Here is a 24,666-nt window from a genome sequence, read left to right as displayed (position 1 = left end):
GATTTTATGTGGTTCTAGTTTGCTAATGCTTTTTCTAATATTACTTTCCATGCCTGATAAACTTCTTCGTAGGCATCAGTATTCTCCGGTGCGATTGATTGAATCATTTGCTGATTAACGAAAGCTTCCTCAGTCGTTTTGAATATGCCAGCACCTATTCCCGCACCCAGAGCGGCGCCAACGCTTCCGTCGTTTTCATAAAGCTCCACTGGAATTCCGGTCACGTCTACAAAGGTTTGTACAAACAAGTCGCTTAAAAATAAGTTGGATTTCCCTGCACGGATCACCTGAGGTTTCATGCCGTTTTCACGCATAATGTCCAGTCCGTAACGAAATGAAAAAGCAATGCCTTCCTGTACTGCCCTGAATATTTCAGCCTGACCATGCAGATTTAAATCGATTCCAAGGATTTGTGAGCCGGTATACTTGTTGTTCAACATTCTTTCTGCACCATTTCCAAAAGGGAGTACCGTTAGTCCCTTGCTTCCTATTTTAGCGGTTGCTACCAGGGCATTCAATTCAGTATAGCTTTTATCTGGTGCAAAGGTATTTCTGGCCCAGCGATACATACTACCGGTACCGTTAATACAAAGCAGTATTCCGGTATGTTTCTGCTTATTGGTATAAGTTACGTGTGCAAAAGTATTTACCCGCGACTGCTTGTCATACGCCAGCCCTTCGCTTACGCCGTAAATGACTCCTGAAGTACCGGCGGTTGCAGCGACTTCTCCGGGTTTTAAAACATTTAATGATAAGGCGTTGTTGGGTTGATCTCCCGATTTATAGGAAACGGGTATACCTGGTGTTAAACCCAGCTTTTCGGCTATTTCTTCCTGAACGTAGCCATGGACTGAAAATAGTGGACTAACATGGGGGATGAGGTGTTCCGCAAAACCATAATTTCGCATCACCTCCTTCGATATTTCATCTTTTTTAAAATCCCAGAAAATTCCTTCAGATAATGCAGAGATACTGGTTGTAATTTCTCCTGTTAATTTCATCGCGATGAAATCTCCAGGTAACATGATTTTATCAATGCGTTGATAAATATCGGGTTCGTTTTGCTTTACCCAGGCCAGCTTGGAAGCGGTAAAGTTTCCGGGGGAATTAAGTAACGATGACAATGCTTTTTCATGCCCGATTTCATCAAATGCTTTCTCTCCAATTTCTACGGCCCGGCTATCACACCATATGATACTGTCGCGAAGTACGTTTTGATCTTTATCGACTACCACAAGACCATGCATTTGGTACGCAATGCCTATGGCAGCAATTTCTTTCGGATCGAACTGTTGGGTCGACTTGACTTTCAAAATAGCCTCCTGAGTATGGAACCACCAGTCGGCCGGCGACTGTTCTGCCCAACCCGTCTTTAGGGATTTAATTCCTGTTTCTTCGTCGGGATACTGAACAGACGCTATACACTTTTGATCAAGTGTCCGGACTACTGAAACTTTTATGGAGGACGTGCCTATATCAATGCCTAATAAAAACATTTCTGATGGGTATATCTGGTTATGCAAACGGTTGCATAAATGTAAAGGATAAATGATGAATAGCAAAATTTTTTAACGGCTTAATAGTTTTTCATAGTTTTAGCCCGATAAAATCAATTGAACGAATGGAAGAAATTAATTGGAGCGACTTTGAAAAGGTAGAATTAAGGGTTGGAACGATTATCGGGGCTTTTGAATTTCCTGAAGCCAGGAGGCCAGCATACAAGCTGCATGTAGATTTTGGAGAATTTGGCATCAAGACAAGCAGTGCACAAATTACAAAACATTATACCCTTGATGAGCTTAAAGGGCGCCAGATTGTAGGTGTGGTGAACTTTCCTAAAAAACAGATTGGTAAGTTTATGTCTGAGTTTCTGGTTACGGGTTTTGCTGACGAAAATGGCGATATCGTGCTGACTACTGTTGAGCGTGAAGTGCCGAACGGCAGCAAATTGATATAGCGGCAGGTTGCTACTGGAGGGTGGATTTGTTTTGATTGCAGAGAACTTTAACCATCTTTGTTTCATGAGTTTTTACAATTTCGAAAATACAGATCCTGAAGAAGAGGATATCCATTATATGAAGCTAGCCCTTGAAGAGGCTAAGAAGGCTTTAGCGGAAGATGAAATTCCGATTGGGGCAATTGTGGTGAGTAAAAACAGGATTATTGGCCGGGGTTTTAATTTAACCGAAAAGTTTAATGATGTTACGGCACATGCAGAAATGCAGGCCTTTACATCAGCGGCACAAACCATAGGAGGTAAATACCTTAGAGATTGTACTTTATATGTTACTGTTGAGCCTTGTGTGATGTGTGCCGGTGCAAGTTACTGGACACAGATTGGCAGAATTGTATACGGAGCGAGGGAAGAAAAGCGTGGTTTCATCTCAAAGGGCGCAAGTTTGCTGCATCCGAAAACAGTTTTAAAGGGCGGGGTGCTGGCCGCTGAATGCGCTGAGATGATGAAAAACTTTTTTGCTAAAAAGAGATAGCCTGCTATTGGTTGCTCTGCAATGGCTTGAGGGCAAAAAACCATTTGATGATAATAACATGAACAAATCTTAACCTACGAATGTTATATTTGCTTTAGAAACATTTTAAAAATTAAAACATAAAACTATGGCTTTTGAATTACCTGCGTTACACTACGCAACCGATGCACTAGAACCGCATATTGATAAAACTACCATGGAAATCCACCATGACAAACATCACCAGGCTTATGTTACCAACCTGAACAAAGCTGTTGAAGGTAAAGCTGAGGCTAGTTTGAGCATCGAAGAAATCGTAAAAAATATCTCTAAATATCCTGCTGCAGTTAGAAACAATGGTGGTGGTCATTATAACCACTCTTTGTTCTGGAACATTTTAGGTCCAAACAAAGGCGGTGAGCCAACCGGCGATTTAGCTAAAGCAATCAATGAAACTTTTGGTTCGTTTGCAGAATTAAAAACTAAATTACAGGAAGCTGGCGCTACACGTTTCGGTTCTGGCTGGGCATGGTTATCAGTTGGTGCAGATAAAAAACTTCAGGTTTCTTCTACTCCAAACCAGGACAATCCATTAATGGATGTTGCTGAAGTAAAAGGTACACCAATTTTCGGTATCGATGTTTGGGAGCACGCTTATTACTTAAAATATCAGAATAAACGCCCTGATTATTTAGCGGCTATCTGGAATGTGGTAAACTGGGATGCAGTTGCTGAACTTTATAAAAAAGCTTTATAAGCGATATTCCAATATCATAAGAAAGTCCCGGTGTAAATCGGGACTTTCTTGTTTTAGGATTATTAGTTAACTTTGAATAATTAAACTATTCAAAATGAAGCGGGTTATATTTTTATTCTTAATGATGGTTGGACTAGGTGTTGCTGCAAATGCACAGCAGAATAAAATGCCAACTCCGGATGAAATTGCAAAAAAAAATGTAGAGGATTTAGATAAAAGATTAAAGCTTAATGATACCCAGAAAAGCGTAATCTATCGCTATACTTACGAGCAGGCAAAAGAACAGGCTGAGATGATCAAAAGACAACAGGCTGGTACTTCACGTGAAGAAGATGTGGATAAATTTTATAAACTGCAGAATGAGACCTCAAAAAACATCCGCGGGGTGTTAAAAGGCACACAAACAACTGAGTATGATAAGATCATTGAAGAAAGGTTGAGTGGCAAATCTGCCAAGAATAAAAAGAAAAAGAAAAAAGGTGAGGAAGAAGAGGTAGAAAGCGATATCAAAGGATTGCTATCCGCTCCTCCACTCGAAAAGCAAAATCAGTAGGGTTAAACCCCTACGATGTCTTTCTTCTTTTTTTGTTTCATCGTTTTGGGAATGATGGCCAGGATTTCCTCTTTCAGCGCATTAAGCATTCTCTTTTTAATGAAGTTTTTATGCGTTACCAGGCTGATTTCACGTACAGGCTCAGGTGATTTAAAGTGACGGATTTTTGATGCCTGCTTTACATTAAGTTCGGCAATGGCCAGTTCTGGCAAAAGCGTAGCACCTCCATTCAGGTCGACCATCCTTACCAGTGTTTCTACACTTCCTGTATTATATTCCAAACCCTGCAATCTGTTGTTTCGGGTAGAACGGCAAATATTAAGCACCTGATTGCGCATGCAATGGCCTTCGTTTAACAGCCATATATTTTCATCATTAAGGTCTTCTGCGTCTACCGCTTTCTTTTTATAGAGTTTACTGTTTTTACTGATGTAGCCGACAAATGTTTCATAATACATTGGGGTTTCTATGATGTTGGCATCAGTTAGCGGTGTAGCCAGTATTCCACAGTCCAATACGCCCGTTTTTAAATGATGAATGATATCTTCTGTGGTATATTCCCAAATTAATAACTTCAGATCGGGATATTTTTCGAGCATAGCCGAAATTACTTCAGGCAGCAGATAAGGGGCAATGGTTGGTATAACGCCAATTTTAAGTTCTCCTAAAACATCCTGTTGCTGGCTGCTGATTAATTCTTTAACCTTTCCGCTTTCCTGCAGGATTATCCTTGCCTGCGCAATCACCTGGGAGCCTATTTCAGTAGGACTTACGGGTTGTTTGCTTCTGTCGAAGATTTTAACGCTCAGTAATTCTTCAAGTTTTTGTACCTGCATGCTCAATGTAGGTTGGGTTACAAAGCATTTTTCTGCTGCTGTTACAAAACTTCGGTAAGTATCTACCGCAACAATATATTCAAGCTGAACAAGTGTCATATAGTCAAAATCAATTTAATATCCCAAATATATAAATTTAATTAATTTGTTTTTTGGCGGGTAGCAGAAGGGTTGTGCTTTCCGGGTGTTGCTGTTCGTCAGGCAGTGTAAAAAAGGAAATTGCAATTAGGTATTAAATTGTAAATTTGTAAGAAAAAACTTTTGGGTAAAGATAAACTTAGACGCTTTGCAGAAATAGAAACTTTTGCAAACGTGTATCAATTAGATCAAGGCAAGGCATTAAAAGGCAAATGGGCGGCAGAACACTTTCAAAACAATAATCCTGTTGTTTTAGAGCTGGCCTGTGGTAAGGGTGAGTATACCGTTAATCTGGCAACTTTGTTTCCGGATAAAAACTTTATCGGCATCGATTACAAAGGAAACAGAATATGGCGCGGTGCAAAAACTGCCATTGAGGAACACATCAATAATGTTGCTTTCCTGAGAATACAAATCGAGAACCTGCTCGATTATTTTGAAGATGGCGAAATCGATGAGATCTGGATTACCTTTCCTGATCCGCAGCCTCAGGATAGCAGAGAGAAAAAACGACTTACTTTTCCTGCATTCTTAAACCGTTATAAAGCCGTTCTGAAAACAGGGGGACATGTAAATTTGAAAACAGATAATGATCAGCTTTACCAATACACTTGCGAGAAGGTAGCAGAATTGGGTTTAAAGATCCATAGAAATACAGATCATTTATATACGTCTGATCTAGTAGATAATGTACTTTCTATAAAAACTTATTACGAGAAAAAGTATTTATTACACGATAAGAATATTAATTACATTCAATTTTCATTTGATTAATGGATACCAGCTTTTACGAACAGGTTTATGAGATCGCACGTTTGATTCCAGTCGGGCGGGTAACATCTTATGGAGCTATTGCTAAAAGTTTAGGCGCAGCAAAGTCATCCAGAATGGTTGGTCATGCAATGGCTTACGCCGGAACGGCGCATCCTAAAGTTCCGGCACACCGGGTGGTAAACAGTAGCGGCCTTTTAACAGGGAAGTTTCATTTTGAAACGCCTGATACGATGGAAGCACTGTTACTTAAGGAAGGCGTTGAAGTCAGGAATGATAAAGTGGTCAACTTTAAAAAAGTCTTCTGGGATCCGCTTCATGAGATAGATCAGGGTCTTTAAGATTACACATTCAATAAGTCACTTACTCAATAATTAAATTTACATGGGCAAATTAGTAGAAGAATTTAACGGCTATCGGGAGAAAATGAACGATAGGATCATGGAGACCGCAAATACAAACATTAAACGGTTTTTTGCGCTGGATACCACTTCCTATGCAGACGGCGCTTTGGATGTAAAGACCAAAGAGATGCTGGGTTTAGTGGCTTCGATGGTGTTACGTTGTGATGATTGCATTAAGTACCATTTAGGCAAATGTTTTGATGCAGGTGTAAACAGCGATGAGATGAATGAAATTTTCATGATTGCTAATCTGGTTGGTGGCAGTATTGTTATTCCGCATTACAGACGGGCAGTGGAATATTGGGATGAGTTGAATGGATAATATCATTCGCTGCTCATGGGCGTCTTCAGATCCGCTTTACATTAAATACCACGATGAAGAGTGGGGAAAGGCGGTATACGATGATAAAACGTTGTTTGAGTTCCTGATTCTGGAAGGAGCCCAGGCGGGTTTGAGCTGGATCACTATTCTACGCAGGCGCGAAAATTACCGTAAGGCCTTTGCTGGTTTTGACGTAGAAAAAGTTGCCTTGTTTGATGATCAGGATGTTGAACGGTTAATGAAAGATGAGGGCATTATCCGCAACCGTTTAAAGGTGAACGGGGCAATCACAAATGCCAGGTTATTCCTTTCGATTCAGCAAGAGTTCGGCAGTTTTTCTACCTATCTCTGGCAGTTTATGCCTCAAAAAACGCCCATTCAGAATCAAATTAACCAGATGAGTGATGTGCCCGCAAGAACTGAGATATCAGATCAAATCAGTAAAGACATGAAAAAACGGGGTTTTAAGTTTTTCGGAACCACCATTTGCTATGCCTTTATGCAGGCAACCGGAATGGTCAACGATCACCTCCTCACCTGTTGTGCCAGATCCTAGTTGCTATTATACACTTTCACCAGGTTAATTACATCCCTGCTGTTGAATTCGGTACTGCTTTCAATAGTGGCTTTAACTGCTGGTTTATCTCCCAGCTTTTGAATCAGAATAGCTTTTACACCAGCTTCTTTATCTTCGTCGGTAATGGCTTTCATTGGTACTTCCTGTAGCGGGCCTGTACCTGGTTTTTCGATAAAGTATCGCACTACGGACGCACCTGCCGGAGGTTCAGGAGCAGAATTTCTGCCTCCACCGATGCTGATTCCACCGCCCATACCCATACCGCCAAACCCACCTGTTCCGGTACCTATACCTACTGACGGACTAAACCTCACCTTTTTTTGTTTGACTTGTGGTGTCAGCGTTCCTCCGCCAAAAGCGTAAAGGTTTACCGTGCCCATTTCAATGACCTTCACAAAACGGTACTCGAAATTTTTGCCATTTGCAAAACCCTTGCTGAGGAAACTATTCCCATTCCAGAAGAAATTCTTTACATCCTTAGCAAGCAAAAATACATCCTTCTCATCGTTTTCACTGATGTACACCGAGTAGTAATCGGTACCCTTTATTGTTCCCCGGATTACTTCATCATTGTTTTTTACAACAAAATCCTGAGCAGAAAGCTTAATAAAGGAGATAAGTATAAAAATAGCGGAAAGTATAAATTTCATAATCGTATGACTGGTTCACAAATAACGGAACTAATTTTGAAATGTTATCATATAATACGACTGAAGATTACATTTAACAGAAGCCCGGAAATTGTGGATAAAGCATTTTACCGGTATGTCTAAATTGGTTATTTTTACAACATGAACAAAAAACTCTTTCTTTTGGATGGGATGGCGCTAATGTACAGGGCGCATTTTGCGTTAAGTAAAAATCCGCGTTTTACCTCAACAGGCATCAACACATCAGCAGTAATGGGCTTCACCAATACACTATTAGATGTTTTAAAGAAAGAGAAGCCCACTCATATTGCAGTGGTGTTCGACACTGAAGCGCCTACAGAAAGACACACGACCTTTGAAGCCTATAAAGCACAGCGACAGGCCATGCCTGAAGATCTGGCGGCAGCAATGCCGTACGTAATTAAGTTGATTACCGGATTCAATATTCCTGTTATCACCTCTGACGGGTATGAAGCTGATGATATTATTGGTACGCTAGCGAAAAAAGCAGAAGCCAAAGGCTATCAGGTTTTTTGTATGACACCTGATAAAGATTTTGCCCAGCTGGTTTCTGAAAATATTTTCATTTACAAGCCTGCCCGTATGGGTAACGACATGGAAATCATGGGGGTAAAGGAAGTGCTGGCGAAATGGGAAATTGAAAATGTTTTACAGGTGATTGATATCCTGGGTTTGTGGGGTGATGCGGTAGACAATATTCCTGGTATTCCTGGAATTGGCGAGAAAACAGCTAAAGCCCTGATTAAACAATATGGCTCGATGGAGGAAATCATCAATAACTCACATCAGCTAAAAGGAAAGCAACGCGAAAATGTAGAGAACTTCGCAGAGCAGGGGCTGCTTTCCAAAAAGTTAGCCACCATACTACTCGATGTTCCGGTTGAACTGGACGAGGATAGTCTGGAATTGTGCGATCCAAGCCGTGACTTATTAGAACCACTTTTTACTGAGCTGGAATTTAGAACACTTGGTCGCCGTGTTTTCGGGGATGAGTTTTCAGTTACTACAGCAAGATTTCAAGAGGGCACACAAACTGACCTGTTTGGAAATCAATCTGGAGAAACCATTCAATATACCAATACACTGGAAGAGGAACCTGCTGAAAAGCTTCCGGCGAACACGATTGAAAATACAGCGCACGATTATCAGCTGATAGATACAGCAGAGAAGCGTGCTGAATTGATAAAATTGTTGCTTGCAGAACCCAGAATCTCTTTTGATACTGAAACCACAGGAACAGATGCAAATACAGCCGAACTGGTTGGTTTATCCTTTTCGGTTAAACCAGGTACGGGATATTATATTCCTGTTTCTTCAGATAGCAATGAAGCTCAGGCAGTTGTTAACGAATTCAAAGTAGTACTGGAGAATGAGCAGATTGAAAAGATTGGCCAGAACACCAAGTATGATATTCTGGTATTAAAGTGGTATGACATCGAAGTAAAAGGGAAGATTTTTGATACGATGCTGGCACACTACCTCATTGATCCGGATACGCGGCACGGAATGGATGTGCTATCTGAAAATTACCTGGGTTACTCACCGATTTCCATCACCAAACTGATCGGTGCTAAAGGGAAGAACCAGATCACTATGCGTGATGTGCCGGTAGAAGATGTAGTGGATTATGCGGCAGAAGATGCTGATGTTACCCTGCAGCTTGCCCATGTGTTTGAACCTAAATTAAAAGAGTTAAATGCTGCTAAGCTTGCGGCGGAAATAGAAAATCCTTTGGTTTATGTTTTAGCAGATATAGAAATGCAGGGTGTACGTATCGATATGGATACGCTCAGAAGCTACTCTGCAGAACTTGAAATTGAAATCAGGAAAGCTGAGCAAAGCGTTTTCGACAAAACAGGTGTTAAATTTAATCTCGCTTCTCCAAAACAACTGGGTGAGGTTTTATTTGATCACCTTCAGCTGGATCCGAAGGCGAAGAAGACCAAAACCGGGCAATATCAAACTGGCGAGGATGTTTTAACAGCGCTGGCCAGTAAAAGTGATATCGTTCAGGATATTCTGGATTTTCGCCAGCTGCAAAAGTTAAAGTCGACTTACGTTGATGCCCTGCCTTTAATGATAAATGAGAAAACCGGACGGGTACACACCTCCTATAATCAGGCAGTGGCTGCTACCGGAAGGTTAAGTTCCAACAATCCAAACCTTCAGAATATTCCAATCCGTACGGAACGTGGGAGAGAAGTACGGAAAGCATTTATTGCCCGCGACGAAAACCATATTTTATTATCTGCAGATTATTCGCAGATTGAGCTGCGCATTATTGCGGAAATCAGTAAAGAAGAGAACATGCTTGATGCTTTTAATAAAGGCATCGATATCCACACGGCAACAGCGGCAAAAGTATATGGCGTCAGTATCGAAGAGGTAGACGGTACACAGCGCAGGAATGCGAAAGCCGTAAACTTTGGAATTATCTATGGGCAATCTGCATTCGGGCTTTCTCAAAATCTGGGCATTCCACGTAAAGAGGCTGCCGAAATCATTGACCAGTATTTTACGCAATACCCCGGAATAAAACGATACATGAGTGATACCATGAACTTTGCCAGGGAAAATGGTTTTGTAGAAACGATTATGGGTAGAAGACGTTATTTGAGGGATATCAATTCGGCAAACCAGACTGTACGTGGTTTCGCGGAGCGAAATGCCATTAATGCGCCGATACAAGGCTCTGCTGCAGACATGATCAAAATTGCGATGATCAATATCCATCAGGAAATGAAAGCACAAAAGCTGCAATCTAAAATGACCATGCAGGTGCATGATGAGTTGGTTTTCGATGTGGTGAAATCGGAGAAAGAGATCATGAAAGCAATTATTCAGGATAAAATGGCCAATGCGATAAAACTGACCGTTCCGATAGTAGTGGAAATTGGTGAGGGAGAGAACTGGCTGGAAGCGCACTAATTTTTTATTTCGCCAATAATAACTAACTTCATTAAAACTTCATCCCGATTAATCAATTTTATATCAACAAATTAATGAGTTAAAAATTAAACAACGAGTATGAAAAAGTTATTAAGTTTAATCGCAATCGCAGCATTTGGTTTGACTACAGCATTTGCTCAAACACCTGCCGCAACAGCTCCTGCTAAAGCTAAAACTGTTGCTAAAAAAGAAGTAAAAACCACTACTGCTCCGGTTAAAGCAGGCGTGAAACAAGAAGCGAAAAAAGTTGAAACTAAAACGACTACAACAGCGGCCAAAGTAAAGGCCGATGGTACACCAGATATGCGTTTTAAAGAAAATAAAGCTAAGGCAGTAACCAAAGTTGCAGGTCCTACAAAAAAAGACGGTACAGCAGATATGCGGTACAAAGCAAATAAAGCTGCCGCTAAAAAGAATTAGGTTTAGGTTTATAATTGAAGGGTCCCGCACAATACATGTCGGGGCCCTTTTTTATTTTACAGGATGATGGTTTCACCAATTGCAGGAAGCAATAAAGTTTTATTTTCCCTTTTGAATTTAGCCACTGCTTCTTCAGTGTCAATACTGATTGGCGGGAAAGTATTGTAGTGTACGCCAATTACCTGATCGCATTCAGCATATTTGGCCGCTATGATCGCGTCGTCCACATCCATTGTATAATGCCCGCCAATCGGTAAGATGGCATAATCAAGGTTGTACAATTCAGCCAATAACTTCATTTCTACTGTTAAAGAAGTATCGCCGGCAAAATAGATTGTTTTTCCTTCCAGGGTAAGCACGAAGCCTGCCGGGTTACCACCATAGCTGCCATCAGGATTTGAGCTGCTGTGTACAGCCCAAACTGTACGTAGTTTGCCAAAGCCAAACTGTTGCGTGCCAAAGTTAAGTCCGGTGACTTTTTCAATGCCTTGCTCACTAATCCATTTTGCAACTTCAACCATGGCAATTACTTCAGCATTGGTTTGTTTTGCCAGCTCCACTAAGTCTGCAACATGGTCTCCATGCCCATGACTCACCAGGATATAGTCGGCTTCGATTTTCGAAGAATCGATATCCTTGGCTAAGGGGTTTGATTTAATAAAAGGATCGAAAAGGAATTTTTTGCCCTCTGCTTCAATTAAAAAGCATGACTGGCCGTAATAGGTGAAATTCATTCTATCTGGATTTAAGTGTGGGGTATAATGATGTATTCATTCAGTTTATGGTTTGGTCTTAACCGCCAAACATTCCACCTAAACCACCAAGCATATCTTTTGCTGATGCCTGCATCTCCGTAGCACTTACCTGCTCTGCACTGGCTAAAGCTTTATTTATCGCAGTTAAAAGAAGTTCTTCCAGCTCTTCTTTATCTGCCTGTTTTAGAAACTCCTCGTTGATGGTTACACCGGTAATGGTTTTATTTGCAGTAGAGGTAATTTTTATCGCTCCGTTTTCTACTTCTCCGTAAACGGATACAGTATCTAAGCGTTTCTTAATCTCTTCGGCTTTTTGCTGTGCCGCCATTAATTTATCAAACATAATCTGTTATTTTAATATCAAACGAAATTAGGGTAAATTGTGTTTTGTAAAGATGAATTTATATCATCTTTAGGTTAAGATGATGACACTAGTCCTCATCACTGCCTGGTAAGCTGCCATTTCCATGGTATGCTCCCTTACGGATGATGGGCATATCAAGGTGCTTATAAAGATCATCTAAATGCATCAGACTACCATTGGTGAGGTTGCCGAGAAATATAACGATAATGTTCTTATTGAGATCACGTACGTAGATGTGACGGAAACCATGCCACCAGCCTGTATGATAGACTACCTTATCCATTTTCTCCCCGTCAAACATTCTCCAGCCGTATCCATAATTAAAGTGACCATTAACAGGCTTATTTCGCCCCACATAAGATGAGTCGCTACTTTTTTTGGTAAGCAACCGGCCGTTTTTTAAATATTTATCGTATAAAACCAGATCATGCACTGTGCTGTAAATTCCTTTATCCCCAACCGGGCCATCTAAAAAGTTTTGCGCTACGGAATATCTCCAGCTGTTGCGGTCATGTCCAACCACATCTACCGGGATTTTTTCATACTCAGTGGTACTGTAAACATGTGTATGCTTCATTCCTGCAGGTTTGAAGATATGCTCCATCATGTATTGGGAGTAACGCTGTCCGGTAACCTTTTCTATAATCGCACCCAACACCATGAAATTCGAATTGTTGTAGTGGAAGCGGTTGTCGGGTTTAACATATGGATTGGGCTTACGCTCGGCAATAATATTCATAACCTCCTGGTTGGTTACGCCCTTTTTCATATTTCGTTTCTCCTTGCGCCATATGTCGTCGATGAAATAGACGTAGTTCATCATTCCACTGCGGTGGGTAAGCAATAGTTTTACCGTAATACCTTCATAAGGGAAGTTTGGAAAAAATTTTTTAACGTTATCATTTAAGGAGAGCTTTCCTGCCTCAACCAGCTGCATAATAGCTGTTCCGGTAAATGTTTTAGTAATGGAAGCCAGCTCGAATTCAGAATCAATTTTTAAGCTGTCGCGATGCAGGTAATCTGCCCAGCCCACGGCTTTTTCATACAATATCTTACCATCCTTTGCCACCAGTACATTCCCGTTGAAAGCGTATTTTCTATGAAGGTTGTCCACAAAATCTCCAATCCATTTATCCCCTTTCGCAGGGTTATAAGCGATCAGAAGGCTATCTGCTTTATCGTCTTCTTTAACGCGTATTCTGGCATCGGCAGCTTTTTTCTCTTCAGATTTTTTACTATTACATGCGGTGATTAAGCTTATGGAGAGGGCTAATGCTGAACATATGTATCTAAAATTCATTTATATCGAGGATAGTGTATTTAAAACCCGAAAATTAAAGAATTTAGACGGTTAAAACGAAAGAGTTTTAAACATTTGCGCAGTTTTGGTTATACCAGCATTCGAATAAATGTCCCTTAGTGCCGTAAACCGGGTCATTATCAGGGCTTTTAACTTTCGTAATTTCCTCATCGGCTTCAGGACGTTCTTCTGGCTTACCATATTTAATATTGTAATCTGCTCCATTGGGGTATGCGCCTATTACAGTGAAGTCTTCGCTCGATTTTAATTTCATGTGGGCCACGCCTGCTGGTATCACCACTACATCGCCTTTGTCAAGCTCAATGCAAACGCCATGATCCCCACCAAACTGAACTTCTGCTTTACCACAGAATACACCCATTACCTCATGTGTGTTGCTATGATAGTGCTGATAGTCGAAAATACCATCTACCCAGGCATTGGTATAGCCATTTTGTGCAAAAACCTTTTTAATGGCCTCTTCGGTTTCATCAGGATGAAGGAGAAAGGCACCTTTATAAATCATTAAAGGAAGATTTGGGTTATTGGGGAAATTACCGTTTTCTTCTATTTTATGTGCTACCAGATAGGCTTCCTGTACTAATTTTTCTTTATCCATAATGAGGGTGTTTCATTAAGTAACAAATTAGAGGAGAAAGGGTTTAAGATTTGTTTCGATCGCTTCGTTAGATCAATGTGCCTTGCATGATCTTAATCTGCGGGACATTTTAATTCCATAGCCCTTAAATTAAAAAAGCCATTCCTGAAGAAGGAATGGCTTAATATGTTAATCAGCCGGGGGGCTGAAATGATCGTTAATCGCTTATGCCAGTAACCTGATTGGCTCTTCCAATAAACCTTTTAAGGTTTGTAAGAACTGTGCTCCGGTTGCACCATCCACCACACGGTGATCGCAACCTAAAGTTAATTTCATTACGTTACCTGGAACTACAGCACCATTTTTAACAACAGGAACCGCTTGAATAGCACCTACAGATAAAATTGCACCATCTGGAGAATTAATAATCGATGTAAACTCATCGATACCAAACATACCCAGGTTAGAAACTGTGAAAGTACTTCCTTCCCAATCTGCAGGTTGTAGTTTTTTAGCTTTTGCTTTTCCACCAAAATCTTTTACCTCAGCAGAGATGTGCGATAATGATTTACCATCAGCAAAACGAACTACTGGCACCAATAAACCATCTTCAACAGCCATAGCTACACCAATGTTAGTATGCTCATTGAAACGGATTTTATCACCACCCCATGATGAATTAACTGCCGGGTGTTTTTTCAAGGCAACAGCAACCGCTTTAATTACGATATCGTTGAAAGAAACTTTTACCGGAGCAACTGCATTGATCGCCGTACGGGCAGCCATTGCATTATCCATATCAATACTTACAGTTAAGTAGAAATGTGGGGCAGTAAACAAACTTTCAGCTAAGCGTTTTGCAATTACTTTACGCATTTGCGAAACCGGTGCTTCAGTATATTTTACCTCTCCAACAAATGTCGGAATAACAGGAGCAGCTTTCTCTGCGGCCGGAGCCGATGATGGAGCTGATTCTGATTTCGCCGGAGCAGCAGCGGCTTTGAAGTTTTCAATATCTTTTTTAATGATACGTCCACCTTCTGCACTACCAGCAACCTGTGCTAAATCGATTCCTTTATCTTTAGCAATTTTCTTAGCCAAAGGCGACGCTTTTACACGGCTATCTAAAGAGCCTTCTGCAACAGGAGCTGAAGTAGAATCAGCAGTTGTAGCTTGTTTTTCTTCTTTCGGTGCTTCTTCTTTGCTTTCAGCTTTTGCAGCCGGAGCAGAACCACCTGCTAAAATTCCGCTTACGTCAGTTCCTTCCGGACCAACAATAGCGATAATTCCATTTACTTTAGCCGCCTGGCCTTTTTCTACACCGATGTGTAATAAAGTACCAGTTGCATAGCCCATCACTTCCATAGTAGCCTTATCGGTTTCTACATCAGCTAAAACGTCATCATCTTTAACTTTATCACCAACTTTTTTATGCCATTCAGCAATAACGCCTTCAGTCATGGTGTCGCTTAACAAAGGCATGCGGATAACCGTTACGCCTTTAGCAGCTAATTCTTCTTCGCTTAAACCACCACCTTGAGCAGGAGCGGCTTCTTCTTTTTTATCTTCAGCTTTAGGAGCTTCAGTGCTTTCGGCTTTTGGAGCCTCACCACCTTTTTCAGCTTCTAATGCTGCTTTATAGTCTTCGCCTTCTTTACCGATAACGGCCATGATGGCATCAACTGGAACAGCCTGACCTTCTTCTACGCCTATGTATAAAAGTGTACCATCCCAATAAGATTCCATATCCATTGTTGCCTTGTCAGTTTCTACCTCTGCCAAAACATCACCGCTTTTCACTTTATCGCCTACTTTTTTGTGCCACTTCGCCAAAACGCCTTCGGTCATGGTGTCGCTCATTTTGGGCATTTTAATTACATCAGCCATTATATCTAATTAATTGAAATCTTATTAATATTAGTCCATTACGTAAGGGTAGTTCTCAGTCATGTATACATCTTTGTATAACTCAGATGCATCTGGCCAAGGAGACTCTTCTGCAAATTTTACAGCCTGATCTACAATCGCTTTAACTTTTGTTTCCACTTCTTCGATCCATGCCTCATCAGCATATTTCTCTTTTAAGATGGTTTCTCTTGCGTGTTCAACAGGATCTTTTGCTTTGTAATCTTCTAACTCTTCTTTGGTACGGTATTTAGCCGGATCGGACATTGAATGACCCCGGTAACGGTAAGTTCTCATTTCTAAGAAAGTTGGTCCTTCACCTTTACGTGCACGTTGAATGGCTTCATCCATTGCATTGTGTACAGCAACAGGATCCATACCATCAACCGGAGCACATGGCATATCGAAACCTAAACCAATTTTATAAATATCGGTCATGTTGGTAGTACGTTGTACTGAAGTACCCATAGCGTAACCATTGTTTTCGCAAACAAAAATTACCGGTAACTTCCAGAGCATAGCCATGTTAAAAGTTTCGTTTAATGCACCCTGGCGTACAGCGCCATCGCCCATATAACAAATGTTAACATTATCAGTTCCTTTGTATTTTTCTGCAAAAGCAACACCAGCACCTAGTGGAATCTGACCTCCAACGATAGCATGGCCACCATAAAAATTATGTTCTTTGCTAAACATGTGCATTGAACCACCTTTACCTTTTGAGCAACCTGTGGCTTTACCATACATTTCTGCCATGATGCTGTCAGCACTTACGCCTAAAGCTAAAGCATGAGCGTGATCACGGTAAGTTGTAATCATCGAATCACCTTTTTGCATTGCAGATATTGCACCTGCAACTACAGCTTCTTGTCCAATGTATAGGTGACAAAAGCCACGAATTTTTTGTTGTCCGTATAACTGGCCTGTTTTCTCTTCGAATTTACGCATTAGTAACATCGATTCGAACCACTTTAACCAAGTATCTTTATTTATTTCTACTGCACTCATTTTAGGGTATTTGTTTTTTTGCGACAGCAAATCTAATTTTTTTATTGTAATTTTTGGCACTTTGAGGTGTAAAATCGTTATGGAACTTTAGTTTATCGTAGAATTAACAGTTGTTTTACAATCAAAGTCTTACAACCCCATCTGTTTTATAAAAAACAGCCATTCTAAAGATTTTAAACTTTGCGGTTTATCTCATTATGTATTGAATTGAAAGGGAAATTAAATTCTGCAAAATGGTCTTTAACCATAATTTATTAATTTCTCCAAATCATCGGTACGGGTGCCTTCGGGTGAGGTAAAATCGAGAATTCTTTATGCAATTTTTTAAGAAAATAAATAACAGTGTGTCGTAAATTGCTGCCGGTAACTGGAAACGCCGGGAATATTTTAACTATTTTAATTTGAGTGCAATATCCTCAACAGTTATGCGTTACCTAACAAGCTGAAAAGGTGGAGATGTTAATAACTTTCACTTTTTAACATTTAACATTTGGATAACATTTGTATAATTGATATTTTTGGCAACCAACAATAAGCCCATGTGGTTTACGTTACTGTGTAAGTGAATACCCAAACATAACTGTATAACATGATTAAAAAATTTTTGTTTTCATCCCTAATCGCTATCTGCACGTTCTCAGCCGCATTTGCGCAAACAAAAACAAAAGAATCTGGTAAAGAATTAAACGATCCCGACAATTTAGCCTCTCAGTATTTCTCGCAGGTTATGGGCGTTGCAGTTGATGCGACATCGAATTTAAAGCTATACAAGTTTATTTATGAGTGGATCGGAACTCCATACAGTTATGGTGGATCGAGCAAAAGAGGCATAGATTGCTCTGCTTTCACTAAAGCGATTTACGACAAAGTTTTCAACACAACCATCAGAAGAAATTCACGTGATATTTTTAGCATGGTTGACCCCTTATCAAAAGAGGACTTAAAAGAAGGGGATTTGGTTTTCTTCAAAATCAAAAGCAGAAGCATATCTCACGTTGGTATTTATCTAGGTGACAACAGATTTGCGCATGCATCCAGCTCTCGTGGTGTGGTCATCAGTAATTTAAATGAGCCTTACTATAGCCGGTATTTCTATAAGGGCGGCAGGGTGCTCGAATCATTTAAGAAAGAGTTTACAGTAGAATAATTACGTTGCAGTTATTGATATTCACAAATAGCCAATTACATCGACGTTAGAATATATAATCCTCCCGAAGTATTTCCGGAGGATTTTTTTATACCATTAAAACCAATTCATGAAGTTCGCAGGTAATCTGATTTTTGCTTTATTGACTATTCTTGTGATATTAAGCTGCACGAGTAATAATGCCCAGGTTATTGTGCCGGTTGCCGTGCAGGATACCCTACCCAAAAAGATAAAAGATACCATATCCATCACAGCAGTTGGCGACATCATGTTAGGGTCTGCTTTTCCATCAAAAACTAATCTGCCACCAGATGATGCAATAAATAGTTTTCAGGCTGTAGATAGTTTATTAAAAGGAGACATAGTTTTTGGGAATCTGGAAGGTTGCTTTTTAAATTCTGGAAATTCTACTAAGTGTAATGGCGTTAATCCCAACAGCTGTTATGCGTTCAGGATGCCTGACCGCTATGCGGGAATTTATAAGAAAGCGGGCTTTAATGTCCTGAGTGTTGCCAATAACCATGTCGGCGACTTTGATGCTAAAGGACGGAAAAATACAGCGCGATTATTGGATTCTCTTGAAATTCATTATGCCGGGCAGGTAAATAAGCCTTTCGAGCTTTTTGAGAAAGATAGCGTTAAATATGCTTTTTGTGCCTTTGCGCCCAATGAAAATACAGTCTCGATCAATAAAATCACAGAAGCGAAGGAACTGGTTGCCCAGCTGAAGCAGCAGGCTGACATTGTAATCGTTTCTTTTCATGGTGGAGGAGAGGGTGCCCGGTTTGAACATGTGCCGCGGAGTAATGAGATCTTCTATAAGGAAAACCGGGGAAATGTTTATGCTTTTGCACATGCTGTCATTGATGCGGGAGCGGATGTTGTGCTCGGTCATGGCCCTCATGTAAGCAGAGCGGTTGAAGTTTATAAGAAAAAATTCATTGCTTACAGTCTTGGAAATTTCTGCACCTACGGCATGTTCAGCTTAAAAGGGAATAATGGTATTGCACCCCTGGTCCGGTTAAAAATCAACGCTCAGGGTGATTTTCTATATGCCGATGTGGTATCCGTGCAGCAAGACAAAATCAACCGTTTAACAGTTGATGAAAATGAAAGGGCCTTCAAAAAAATAAAGGAATTAACCGATACTGATTTCATCGGGCATCAACTCCAGTTCGAAAACAACCGTATTACTGTAAAAGATTAGTTTCCCTTTACATCAAATCCGATTTATTTCAGAATCTTTGCTTTATGAAGAAAGGACTGATTATTCATTATATTATTGCTATCGCGGCTGCCGTACTGTTACTGGCTGCTGCTTATTACATTAATCAGAATCCAAAAAACCTATGGTCGGCAGGAATCATCATATTGGCAGGCTGCCTGGTTGCTTTTAGTCAGTATCAGATTATAAAACAGAAAAAAAAGCAACTCTAGCAGCGAATGATAGCAATTATACTTCGTCTTTTGTATTCTTTACCAGCCCTATTCCGGAAACAAAGAATATTAATCCGATAATACCGTATACCATGAGCCCTCTGGTATTCTGACTGTGATTTACGAAACCATAACCCGCATAAATTAGACCGATTATTCCTAATATGGTCAGTATAGTACCAAATGTTCTTTTTACGTTCATGATTTAAATTTTAGTATCATATAGACAAAAAATAATTCCTTTTGTTTTGGCGTTAAGATTTAAAGGATAAACCATTGTGTTGATTTTTTTATAACTTCATAAAAAAATCTAATTATGCAATACACAATTTACATTCTCGTCGTAATCGGAATTCTCATTCTTTTAAGTTCTTTCGTTACTGTTAAACAAGGTACAATCGCAGTAGTAACTGTTTTTGGAAAATACCAACGCCTGCTTAGGCCAGGATTAAATTTTAAGATTCCTTTAATTGAACAGATCTATTCGAGGATTTCCATTCAGAACAGATCTGTGGAGCTATCCTTTCAGGCGGTTACACAAGACCAGGCCAATGTATATTTTAAAGCGATGTTACTTTATTCTGTAATTAATCAGGATGAAGAAACCATTAAAAATGTGGCTTTCAAATTTGTTGATGCAAGCAATTTAATGCAGGCCCTGATCCGGACGATAGAAGGTTCCATTCGTGCTTACGTAGCCACACAAAAGCAGGCAAATGTATTGGCCCAAAGAAATGAAATTGTACTCCATGTAAAAGAACAAATTGATCAGGTTTTAGATGGATGGGGTTATCATCTTCAGGATCTTCAACTCAACGACATCACTTTCGATGAAGAGATTATGCGTTCGATGAGCCGGGTTGTAGCCTCAAATAATTTAAAAGCTGCTGCTGAAAACGAAGGTCAGGCTTTATTGATCACTAAAACCAAAGGTGCAGAAGCGGATGGAAATGCGATTAAAATTGCTGCAACCGCAGAACGTGAGGCTGCTCAGTTACGCGGACAAGGTATTGCCTTATTCAGGGAAGAAGTTGCAAAGGGTATGACCAATGCTGCTCATGAAATGCAGCAAGCCAATCTGGATACATCGGTAATCCTTTTCACCATGTGGACAGAAGCCATTAAACAGTTTGCTGAGTATAGCGAAGGAAATGTGATTTTCTTAGACGGGAGTACTGAAGGCATGAATAAAACCATGAAGGAAATGATGGCTATGCAACAAAGCCAGAATAATGCAAAGAAAGCTTAAATTTAATTCAATATAAAAAAAAGCCTGTGAGAAGTTTCACAGGCTTTTTTTTAACTCAATAAATGCCCTTAGAACTGCTGGGTAGTATTTCCGAGGTTCATTACATAATTGCCAGACTGTTGCATAAAGTCGCCCATTACTTTTAACGACTCATCTTCGATGAAATCAAATGAATCCTGTTTAGTAACCTTCTCTCCTTTTTTGATTGCAGGAAGGCCTCTTAGCGCCCTCAACTCATTTTGTCTGGCTAAAGATTTAGCTTCCTGAGCATCACGTTCGGCTTTAAGTTTAACCTCATTTAGCGGAACTGAAATTTCAGCGTCACGTTTTTTAAGGTCAGCAATATCCTGTTTCAAATATTTGAAATCCAGTGAACCTGCAACGCGTTGCTCGCTGTTTTTGATTAAGCCTGCCTTAACAGCTGTTAAGTTCGCTACGGCTTTGAAATTTGAGCTTGCAATAACATCCCATGGCAAAGCAGATGGCTCTGTATCTTCACCAATTTTATCCATTGGGTAAACCGATGGAAATGTAACATCAGGTATCACACCTTTATGCTGTGTACTGCTACCAGCTACACGATAAAACTTCGCCATTGTTAAGTTAATCTGACCCAGATTAATATCAGCAGCAGTTGTTGAACTAGGTGATGTTCCCACTGTTTTATCCCTTGAAATGATAGAAGCAATTTTTTGCAACATATTAGGGTTAACCAGCTTGTTTAAATCGATTGATGACTGAACGGTACCCTTACCATATGTTTGACTGCCCATAATGATACCGCGGCCGTAATCCTGAATAGCACCTGCAAAAATTTCAGACGCAGAAGCACTTAAACGGTCAACCATTACACCAAATGGGCCATCCCAGGCTACACCAGTGTTTTCATCTTCATCTACCTCAATTTTACCGCGTAAATCTTTTACCTGTACAACCGGGCCTTTATCAATGAACAAACCAGTTAATGATATCGCTTCAACAAGCGATCCCCCACCATTGCCACGTAAGTCCATCACAATAGCATTTACCTTATCGATGGTTTTTAGTGAGTCGATCAGTTTTCTTACATCACGCGTTGTACTTTTATAATTTTTATCTCCCGCATTTGCCGCTTTAAAATCAGCGTAAAAAGCAGGCAGGGAAATGATTCCGATTTTATATTCCTTACCATTGGTAGTAATGGTCTTTACTTTTTTCTTGGCAGACTGATCTTCCAAAATTACTTTCTCTCTAAGCATCTCTATAATCACTGGCTTAGAAGACATTTCTTTTCCGACAGGAATTACCTTCAACCGCACTTTAGTACCCTTAGGGCCTTTAATTTTAGATACAGTGGCATCCAGTCTCCATCCAACGATATCAACAAATTCTCCATCGCCCTGGGCTACTGCGATAATTCTGTCGCCGGCACTCAGTTGCTTGCCTTTAAATGCAGGACCTCCCGGAATAATTTCAGCAATTTTTACCACTTCATTTTCCAGTTGTAAACGTGCACCAATTCCCTCAAATGAGCGCGACATTTCCTCGTTGAACTCAGTTGCTCTTGATGGAACAAAATAATTTGTGTGTGGGTCTACCGATTCGGTGAAAGCATCCATCAGGATCTGGAAAACATCCTGATTATTGGTTTTCGATGTCTGCGATTGTAAATTCTGATAACGTTTGGTTAATGTTTCCACATTCTTAGCCTCGGCAGTACCGGCAAGGTTTAAGTTTACCAGCTCATATTTTACCCGTTTCTTCCAGTTATCATTCAAGGCGCTAGTAGAGGCAGCCCATGGCATTTTCTCCCTGTCGTAAACAAAGGTGTCGTTTTCGTTGAAGTTAAACTTGGTTTTAATTTGTGCTAAAGAGTAATTAAAGTATTCATTTAAACGTTTGGCATAAACATTATAGATATAGAACGGGCCACTTAAATCTCCATTTTTAAAATCGTCATCAAGCGTAAACCTGTATTTTTCGAAATCTTTGATGTCTGAAGCCAGAAAGTAATTTTTGCCCTGATCCAGTGATTTGATATACTTATCCAATATCAAAGAAGAGATTGAATCATTGATCTGGATTTTTTTGTAATTGTAGCTTTCAATCAGATTAACAACTTCTTTAATCACCAGTTGTTGTTGCTCGTCGGGTTTAACATTGGTAACTCCCTCAACTATAGGCTGAGTTTTAGGCGATGCGTGACAAGCCAGTACAGCAGCCGTAAAAATTACAAAAAATATTCTCTTTAACATCTCTTTAAATGATTTAAAATCCATTTCCAATTCTATATAGCCAATATGATACCATTTTATCAAAAAAACAAAAAAGAGACAGCATTATTACTGTCTCTTGTTAAAACTTTCTCAAATCTAGCTAAAAGCTTTTTATTTAACAATCTCTAAAGCTAACGTGACAGATTTAAAATTGTTTTACCATCCGGCAGGCTTAACCAATCGATTAAAGAATATTACAAAGTGATTATGGTGAAGCTAACTAGCTTTTCGCTTTAGCGCTTGTTTTGGCAGCGATGAGCTCCCGGGCATCCCGGATCTGGTTTTTATACTGGTTGCTTTTAATTGAAGTAGCCAGCCACTCTGCAGATTTTAAATCACGAAGTGCAAGTGTGAAATCTCTTTTTTTGATTTTTACCTGAACAATTCCCAGAACGGATTCAATGTATGCGTGATCGCTTCTCAATTGCTTGGCCAGGATACCTTGCTGCGTGTAGAACCACATGGATTGCGTGTACTTGTTGTTTGCAAGATAAACACGTCCTAACAGGTTATACGAGTTCATCAGACCGGGCTTGCTGCCCATTTTGGAGTAGTTCTTTAAGGCAACGTTCAGTAAAATCTGCTCTGCATCACCGAAGCGGCCAAGCTGATAGTGCATGTTGCTCATTTTTAAAATGGCCTGACCATATTTGCCGAAGTTTTTTATGGCGTTGTATTCAAATGCCGCTTTACCAAAAAGTGTGAGTGCTTCATTATAGTCGCCTTTGCGTTCTGAATCTTCAGCCTCTTCAAAGAAAGTGTTACCATCTTCGAGGTCAAATTTGGAAACGGCAATATTGATAGCTGTACCACCGTTTGGTTCCTGATAATCGGATTTTTCGATGTTTTGAGCGTAAAGTTGTAATGATGCAAAAAGGCTGATAAAAGCCAGTAAAATTTTGGTCATGCAACAAAAATAATACTTTAATTGAAATTTTAGCTAAATACCTGTAAATTACCATCAAAAGATGCCCACACCATATAGGGATGAGAATCGCAATGGTAAATTTCACCCGCAGCAGAAATTCCAATGATTCCGGCAAAGCCATCAAGTACCGCCAGTTCGGTAAAGGTTTTATCTGCAGCATCTTTTAAAGAAAATCCGTCGGTTACCCTGGTAACAATTTTAGCCGCCAATGCACCGCTTACAATATCTTCTCCAACGCCGGTGCATGAAATCCCTGCATGTTGATTGGCAAAGTTTCCGGCAACTGTTGCTGAGTCGCTCACCCTGCATGGAATTTCGAATCCTTTACCTCCTGTTGAAGTGGCAGCGGCAAGGTTACCTTCAGCATCAAGTGCTACACAACCTACGGTGCCTTTATTGTTTTGCTGGTTTAGTTTCGCCTCATATTCCGATTGTCGTTGAGGAGTAATCGGGTTGAAGTAGTCAAAGCCATTTTCCCTTGCAAAGATTTGGGCGCCCTCGCCACTCAAAACGCGGTCGTCGTAAGGAAGTAACTGCTTTGCAACCGCTATCGGATTTTTAATATCTTCTACATTAATTACACCGCTGAATTTTTCGGTTTTACCGTCCATTAGTGATGCACTCAGCCGCACTTTGCCATCACTTTGAATTTGTGAACCGATACCGGCATTGAACAGCTCATTATCTTCCAGCAATGCAACCGTATAAACAACAGTTTCCAAAGCCGTATGTGTTTTCAGGTATTCATGTCCAAGGCGAACAATATCCGAAAGCGCATCCTGTTTAGCTTTTTTGGTCTCCTGATTGGTGGATGACTCACTGAAAAAGCCTCCGTGTATAATGAGTTTCATTTT

27 protein-coding genes are annotated in these 24,666 nt (G+C 40.2%); 14 read left to right on the top strand and 13 right to left on the bottom strand.

Translation table 11 applies throughout. The annotated features are described in order from the left end of the window. Positions 1-14: 14 nt before the first annotated feature. On the bottom strand, positions 15-1,496 hold the full coding sequence (locus AC570I_RS07580; RefSeq protein WP_497404988.1) for a xylulokinase: 1,482 nt from the start codon (positions 1,494-1,496) through the stop codon (positions 15-17). Between the two features lie 125 nt (positions 1,497-1,621). Here AC570I_RS07580 and AC570I_RS07575 point away from each other — a divergent pair, with 125 nt between their 5' ends. From AC570I_RS07575 to AC570I_RS07560, 4 genes are all read left to right on the top strand, one after another. Continuing rightward, entirely contained in the window at positions 1,622-1,957 is a 336-nt protein-coding gene (locus tag AC570I_RS07575) for a tRNA-binding protein (protein WP_497404987.1), read from the top strand. Positions 1,958-2,021: 64 nt separating this feature from the next. After that, a complete protein-coding gene (locus AC570I_RS07570; RefSeq protein WP_497404986.1) occupies positions 2,022-2,489 on the top strand; it encodes a nucleoside deaminase in 468 nt (155 codons plus the stop codon). Between the two features lie 127 nt (positions 2,490-2,616). Next, positions 2,617-3,225 (top strand): superoxide dismutase, encoded by a 609-nt coding sequence (locus tag AC570I_RS07565; protein WP_047799905.1) that lies wholly within the window; start codon positions 2,617-2,619, stop codon positions 3,223-3,225. Between the two features lie 94 nt (positions 3,226-3,319). Further along, positions 3,320-3,778, top strand: coding sequence for a hypothetical protein (locus AC570I_RS07560; RefSeq protein WP_497404985.1), 459 nt, complete (start codon positions 3,320-3,322; stop codon positions 3,776-3,778). Between the two features lie 2 nt (positions 3,779-3,780). Here the strand turns inward: AC570I_RS07560 and AC570I_RS07555 are convergent, their stop codons facing one another. Then, positions 3,781-4,713 (bottom strand): hydrogen peroxide-inducible genes activator, encoded by a 933-nt coding sequence (locus tag AC570I_RS07555; protein ID WP_047799907.1) that lies wholly within the window; start codon positions 4,711-4,713, stop codon positions 3,781-3,783. Between the two features lie 162 nt (positions 4,714-4,875). On the opposite strand from AC570I_RS07555, the gene trmB reads away from it, so the two are divergent. Genes trmB through AC570I_RS07535 form a run of 4 tightly spaced genes read left to right on the top strand, consistent with a single transcriptional unit; the run spans position 4,876 to position 6,805 of the window. Further along, entirely contained in the window at positions 4,876-5,526 is a 651-nt protein-coding gene (gene trmB / locus AC570I_RS07550) for a tRNA (guanosine(46)-N7)-methyltransferase TrmB (RefSeq protein WP_497404984.1), read from the top strand. Beyond that, complete coding sequence (locus AC570I_RS07545; protein WP_497404983.1) at positions 5,526-5,864, top strand: MGMT family protein; 339 nt, start codon at positions 5,526-5,528, stop codon at positions 5,862-5,864. The genes trmB and AC570I_RS07545 overlap by 1 nt, the downstream gene beginning before the upstream one ends. Before the next feature lie 43 nt (positions 5,865-5,907). Further along, positions 5,908-6,249 carry a carboxymuconolactone decarboxylase family protein gene (locus tag AC570I_RS07540; protein WP_497404982.1) on the top strand — a complete coding sequence of 114 codons (342 nt, stop codon included), beginning with the start codon at positions 5,908-5,910 and terminating at the stop codon, positions 6,247-6,249. Continuing rightward, a complete protein-coding gene (locus tag AC570I_RS07535) occupies positions 6,242-6,805 on the top strand; it encodes a DNA-3-methyladenine glycosylase I (RefSeq protein WP_497404981.1) in 564 nt (187 codons plus the stop codon). Before AC570I_RS07540 ends, AC570I_RS07535 begins: the two co-directional genes overlap by 8 nt. On the opposite strand, the gene AC570I_RS07530 is transcribed toward AC570I_RS07535, so the two are convergent. Beyond that, a complete protein-coding gene (locus AC570I_RS07530; protein ID WP_497404980.1) occupies positions 6,802-7,476 on the bottom strand; it encodes a hypothetical protein in 675 nt (224 codons plus the stop codon). The genes AC570I_RS07535 and AC570I_RS07530 overlap by 4 nt on opposite strands. 141 nt (positions 7,477-7,617) lie before the next feature. Between AC570I_RS07530 and polA the strand changes: the two genes are divergently transcribed. Together polA and AC570I_RS07520 are read left to right on the top strand one after the other, a co-directional pair. Next, a complete protein-coding gene (gene polA / locus AC570I_RS07525) occupies positions 7,618-10,425 on the top strand; it encodes a DNA polymerase I (protein WP_497404979.1) in 2,808 nt (935 codons plus the stop codon). A 99-nt stretch (positions 10,426-10,524) separates the two neighbouring features. After that, positions 10,525-10,866, top strand: a complete 342-nt coding sequence (locus AC570I_RS07520) for a hypothetical protein (RefSeq protein ID WP_497404978.1) — start codon at positions 10,525-10,527, stop codon at positions 10,864-10,866. A gap of 56 nt (positions 10,867-10,922) precedes the next feature. On the opposite strand, the gene AC570I_RS07515 is transcribed toward AC570I_RS07520, so the two are convergent. The 6 genes from AC570I_RS07515 to pdhA form a co-directional block, all read right to left on the bottom strand. Continuing rightward, the gene (locus AC570I_RS07515; protein WP_497404977.1) at positions 10,923-11,600 is read right to left on the bottom strand and encodes a metal-dependent hydrolase; all 678 of its coding nucleotides are present in this window, start codon (positions 11,598-11,600) and stop codon (positions 10,923-10,925) included. A gap of 58 nt (positions 11,601-11,658) precedes the next feature. Continuing rightward, positions 11,659-11,964, bottom strand: coding sequence for a YbaB/EbfC family nucleoid-associated protein (locus AC570I_RS07510; RefSeq protein ID WP_047799916.1), 306 nt, complete (start codon positions 11,962-11,964; stop codon positions 11,659-11,661). An 88-nt stretch (positions 11,965-12,052) separates the two neighbouring features. Further along, entirely contained in the window at positions 12,053-13,285 is a 1,233-nt protein-coding gene (locus AC570I_RS07505) for a serine hydrolase domain-containing protein (protein ID WP_047799917.1), read from the bottom strand. A 67-nt stretch (positions 13,286-13,352) separates the two neighbouring features. Beyond that, entirely contained in the window at positions 13,353-13,904 is a 552-nt protein-coding gene (locus tag AC570I_RS07500; RefSeq protein WP_497404976.1) for a cupin domain-containing protein, read from the bottom strand. A 204-nt stretch (positions 13,905-14,108) separates the two neighbouring features. After that, complete coding sequence (locus AC570I_RS07495; RefSeq protein ID WP_497404975.1) at positions 14,109-15,770, bottom strand: dihydrolipoyl dehydrogenase family protein; 1,662 nt, start codon at positions 15,768-15,770, stop codon at positions 14,109-14,111. A gap of 30 nt (positions 15,771-15,800) precedes the next feature. Continuing rightward, the gene (pdhA, locus tag AC570I_RS07490; protein ID WP_047800375.1) at positions 15,801-16,796 is read right to left on the bottom strand and encodes a pyruvate dehydrogenase (acetyl-transferring) E1 component subunit alpha; all 996 of its coding nucleotides are present in this window, start codon (positions 16,794-16,796) and stop codon (positions 15,801-15,803) included. A 589-nt stretch (positions 16,797-17,385) separates the two neighbouring features. On the opposite strand from pdhA, the gene AC570I_RS07485 reads away from it, so the two are divergent. The 3 genes from AC570I_RS07485 (at position 17,386) to AC570I_RS07475 (ending at position 19,380) form a co-directional block, all read left to right on the top strand. Further along, positions 17,386-17,943 carry a C40 family peptidase gene (locus tag AC570I_RS07485; protein ID WP_047799920.1) on the top strand — a complete coding sequence of 186 codons (558 nt, stop codon included), beginning with the start codon at positions 17,386-17,388 and terminating at the stop codon, positions 17,941-17,943. A 109-nt stretch (positions 17,944-18,052) separates the two neighbouring features. After that, positions 18,053-19,150: a CapA family protein gene (locus AC570I_RS07480; RefSeq protein ID WP_497404974.1), complete on the top strand. Its 1,098-nt coding sequence runs from the start codon at positions 18,053-18,055 to the stop codon at positions 19,148-19,150. A gap of 44 nt (positions 19,151-19,194) precedes the next feature. Further along, the gene (locus AC570I_RS07475) at positions 19,195-19,380 is read left to right on the top strand and encodes a hypothetical protein (protein ID WP_497404973.1); all 186 of its coding nucleotides are present in this window, start codon (positions 19,195-19,197) and stop codon (positions 19,378-19,380) included. Positions 19,381-19,396: 16 nt separating this feature from the next. On the opposite strand, the gene AC570I_RS07470 is transcribed toward AC570I_RS07475, so the two are convergent. After that, positions 19,397-19,582 carry a hypothetical protein gene (locus AC570I_RS07470; RefSeq protein ID WP_497404972.1) on the bottom strand — a complete coding sequence of 62 codons (186 nt, stop codon included), beginning with the start codon at positions 19,580-19,582 and terminating at the stop codon, positions 19,397-19,399. 114 nt (positions 19,583-19,696) lie between these two features. Between AC570I_RS07470 and AC570I_RS07465 the strand changes: the two genes are divergently transcribed. Next, entirely contained in the window at positions 19,697-20,629 is a 933-nt protein-coding gene (locus AC570I_RS07465) for an SPFH domain-containing protein (protein WP_047799924.1), read from the top strand. Between the two features lie 68 nt (positions 20,630-20,697). Here the strand turns inward: AC570I_RS07465 and AC570I_RS07460 are convergent, their stop codons facing one another. From AC570I_RS07460 to AC570I_RS07450, 3 genes are all read right to left on the bottom strand, one after another. Next, the gene (locus AC570I_RS07460) at positions 20,698-22,863 is read right to left on the bottom strand and encodes a carboxy terminal-processing peptidase (RefSeq protein WP_497404971.1); all 2,166 of its coding nucleotides are present in this window, start codon (positions 22,861-22,863) and stop codon (positions 20,698-20,700) included. A gap of 241 nt (positions 22,864-23,104) precedes the next feature. After that, positions 23,105-23,791: a hypothetical protein gene (locus AC570I_RS07455; protein ID WP_497404970.1), complete on the bottom strand. Its 687-nt coding sequence runs from the start codon at positions 23,789-23,791 to the stop codon at positions 23,105-23,107. Positions 23,792-23,820: 29 nt separating this feature from the next. Further along, positions 23,821-24,663, bottom strand: a complete 843-nt coding sequence (locus tag AC570I_RS07450) for an isoaspartyl peptidase/L-asparaginase (protein ID WP_497404969.1) — start codon at positions 24,661-24,663, stop codon at positions 23,821-23,823. Positions 24,664-24,666: the final 3 nt, after the last annotated feature.

It is taken from the genome of Pedobacter sp. A2324 (genome assembly GCF_059693705.1).
Note: the sequence above shows the minus strand (reverse complement) of the source record. Positions and strands in the feature narration are given on the sequence as shown.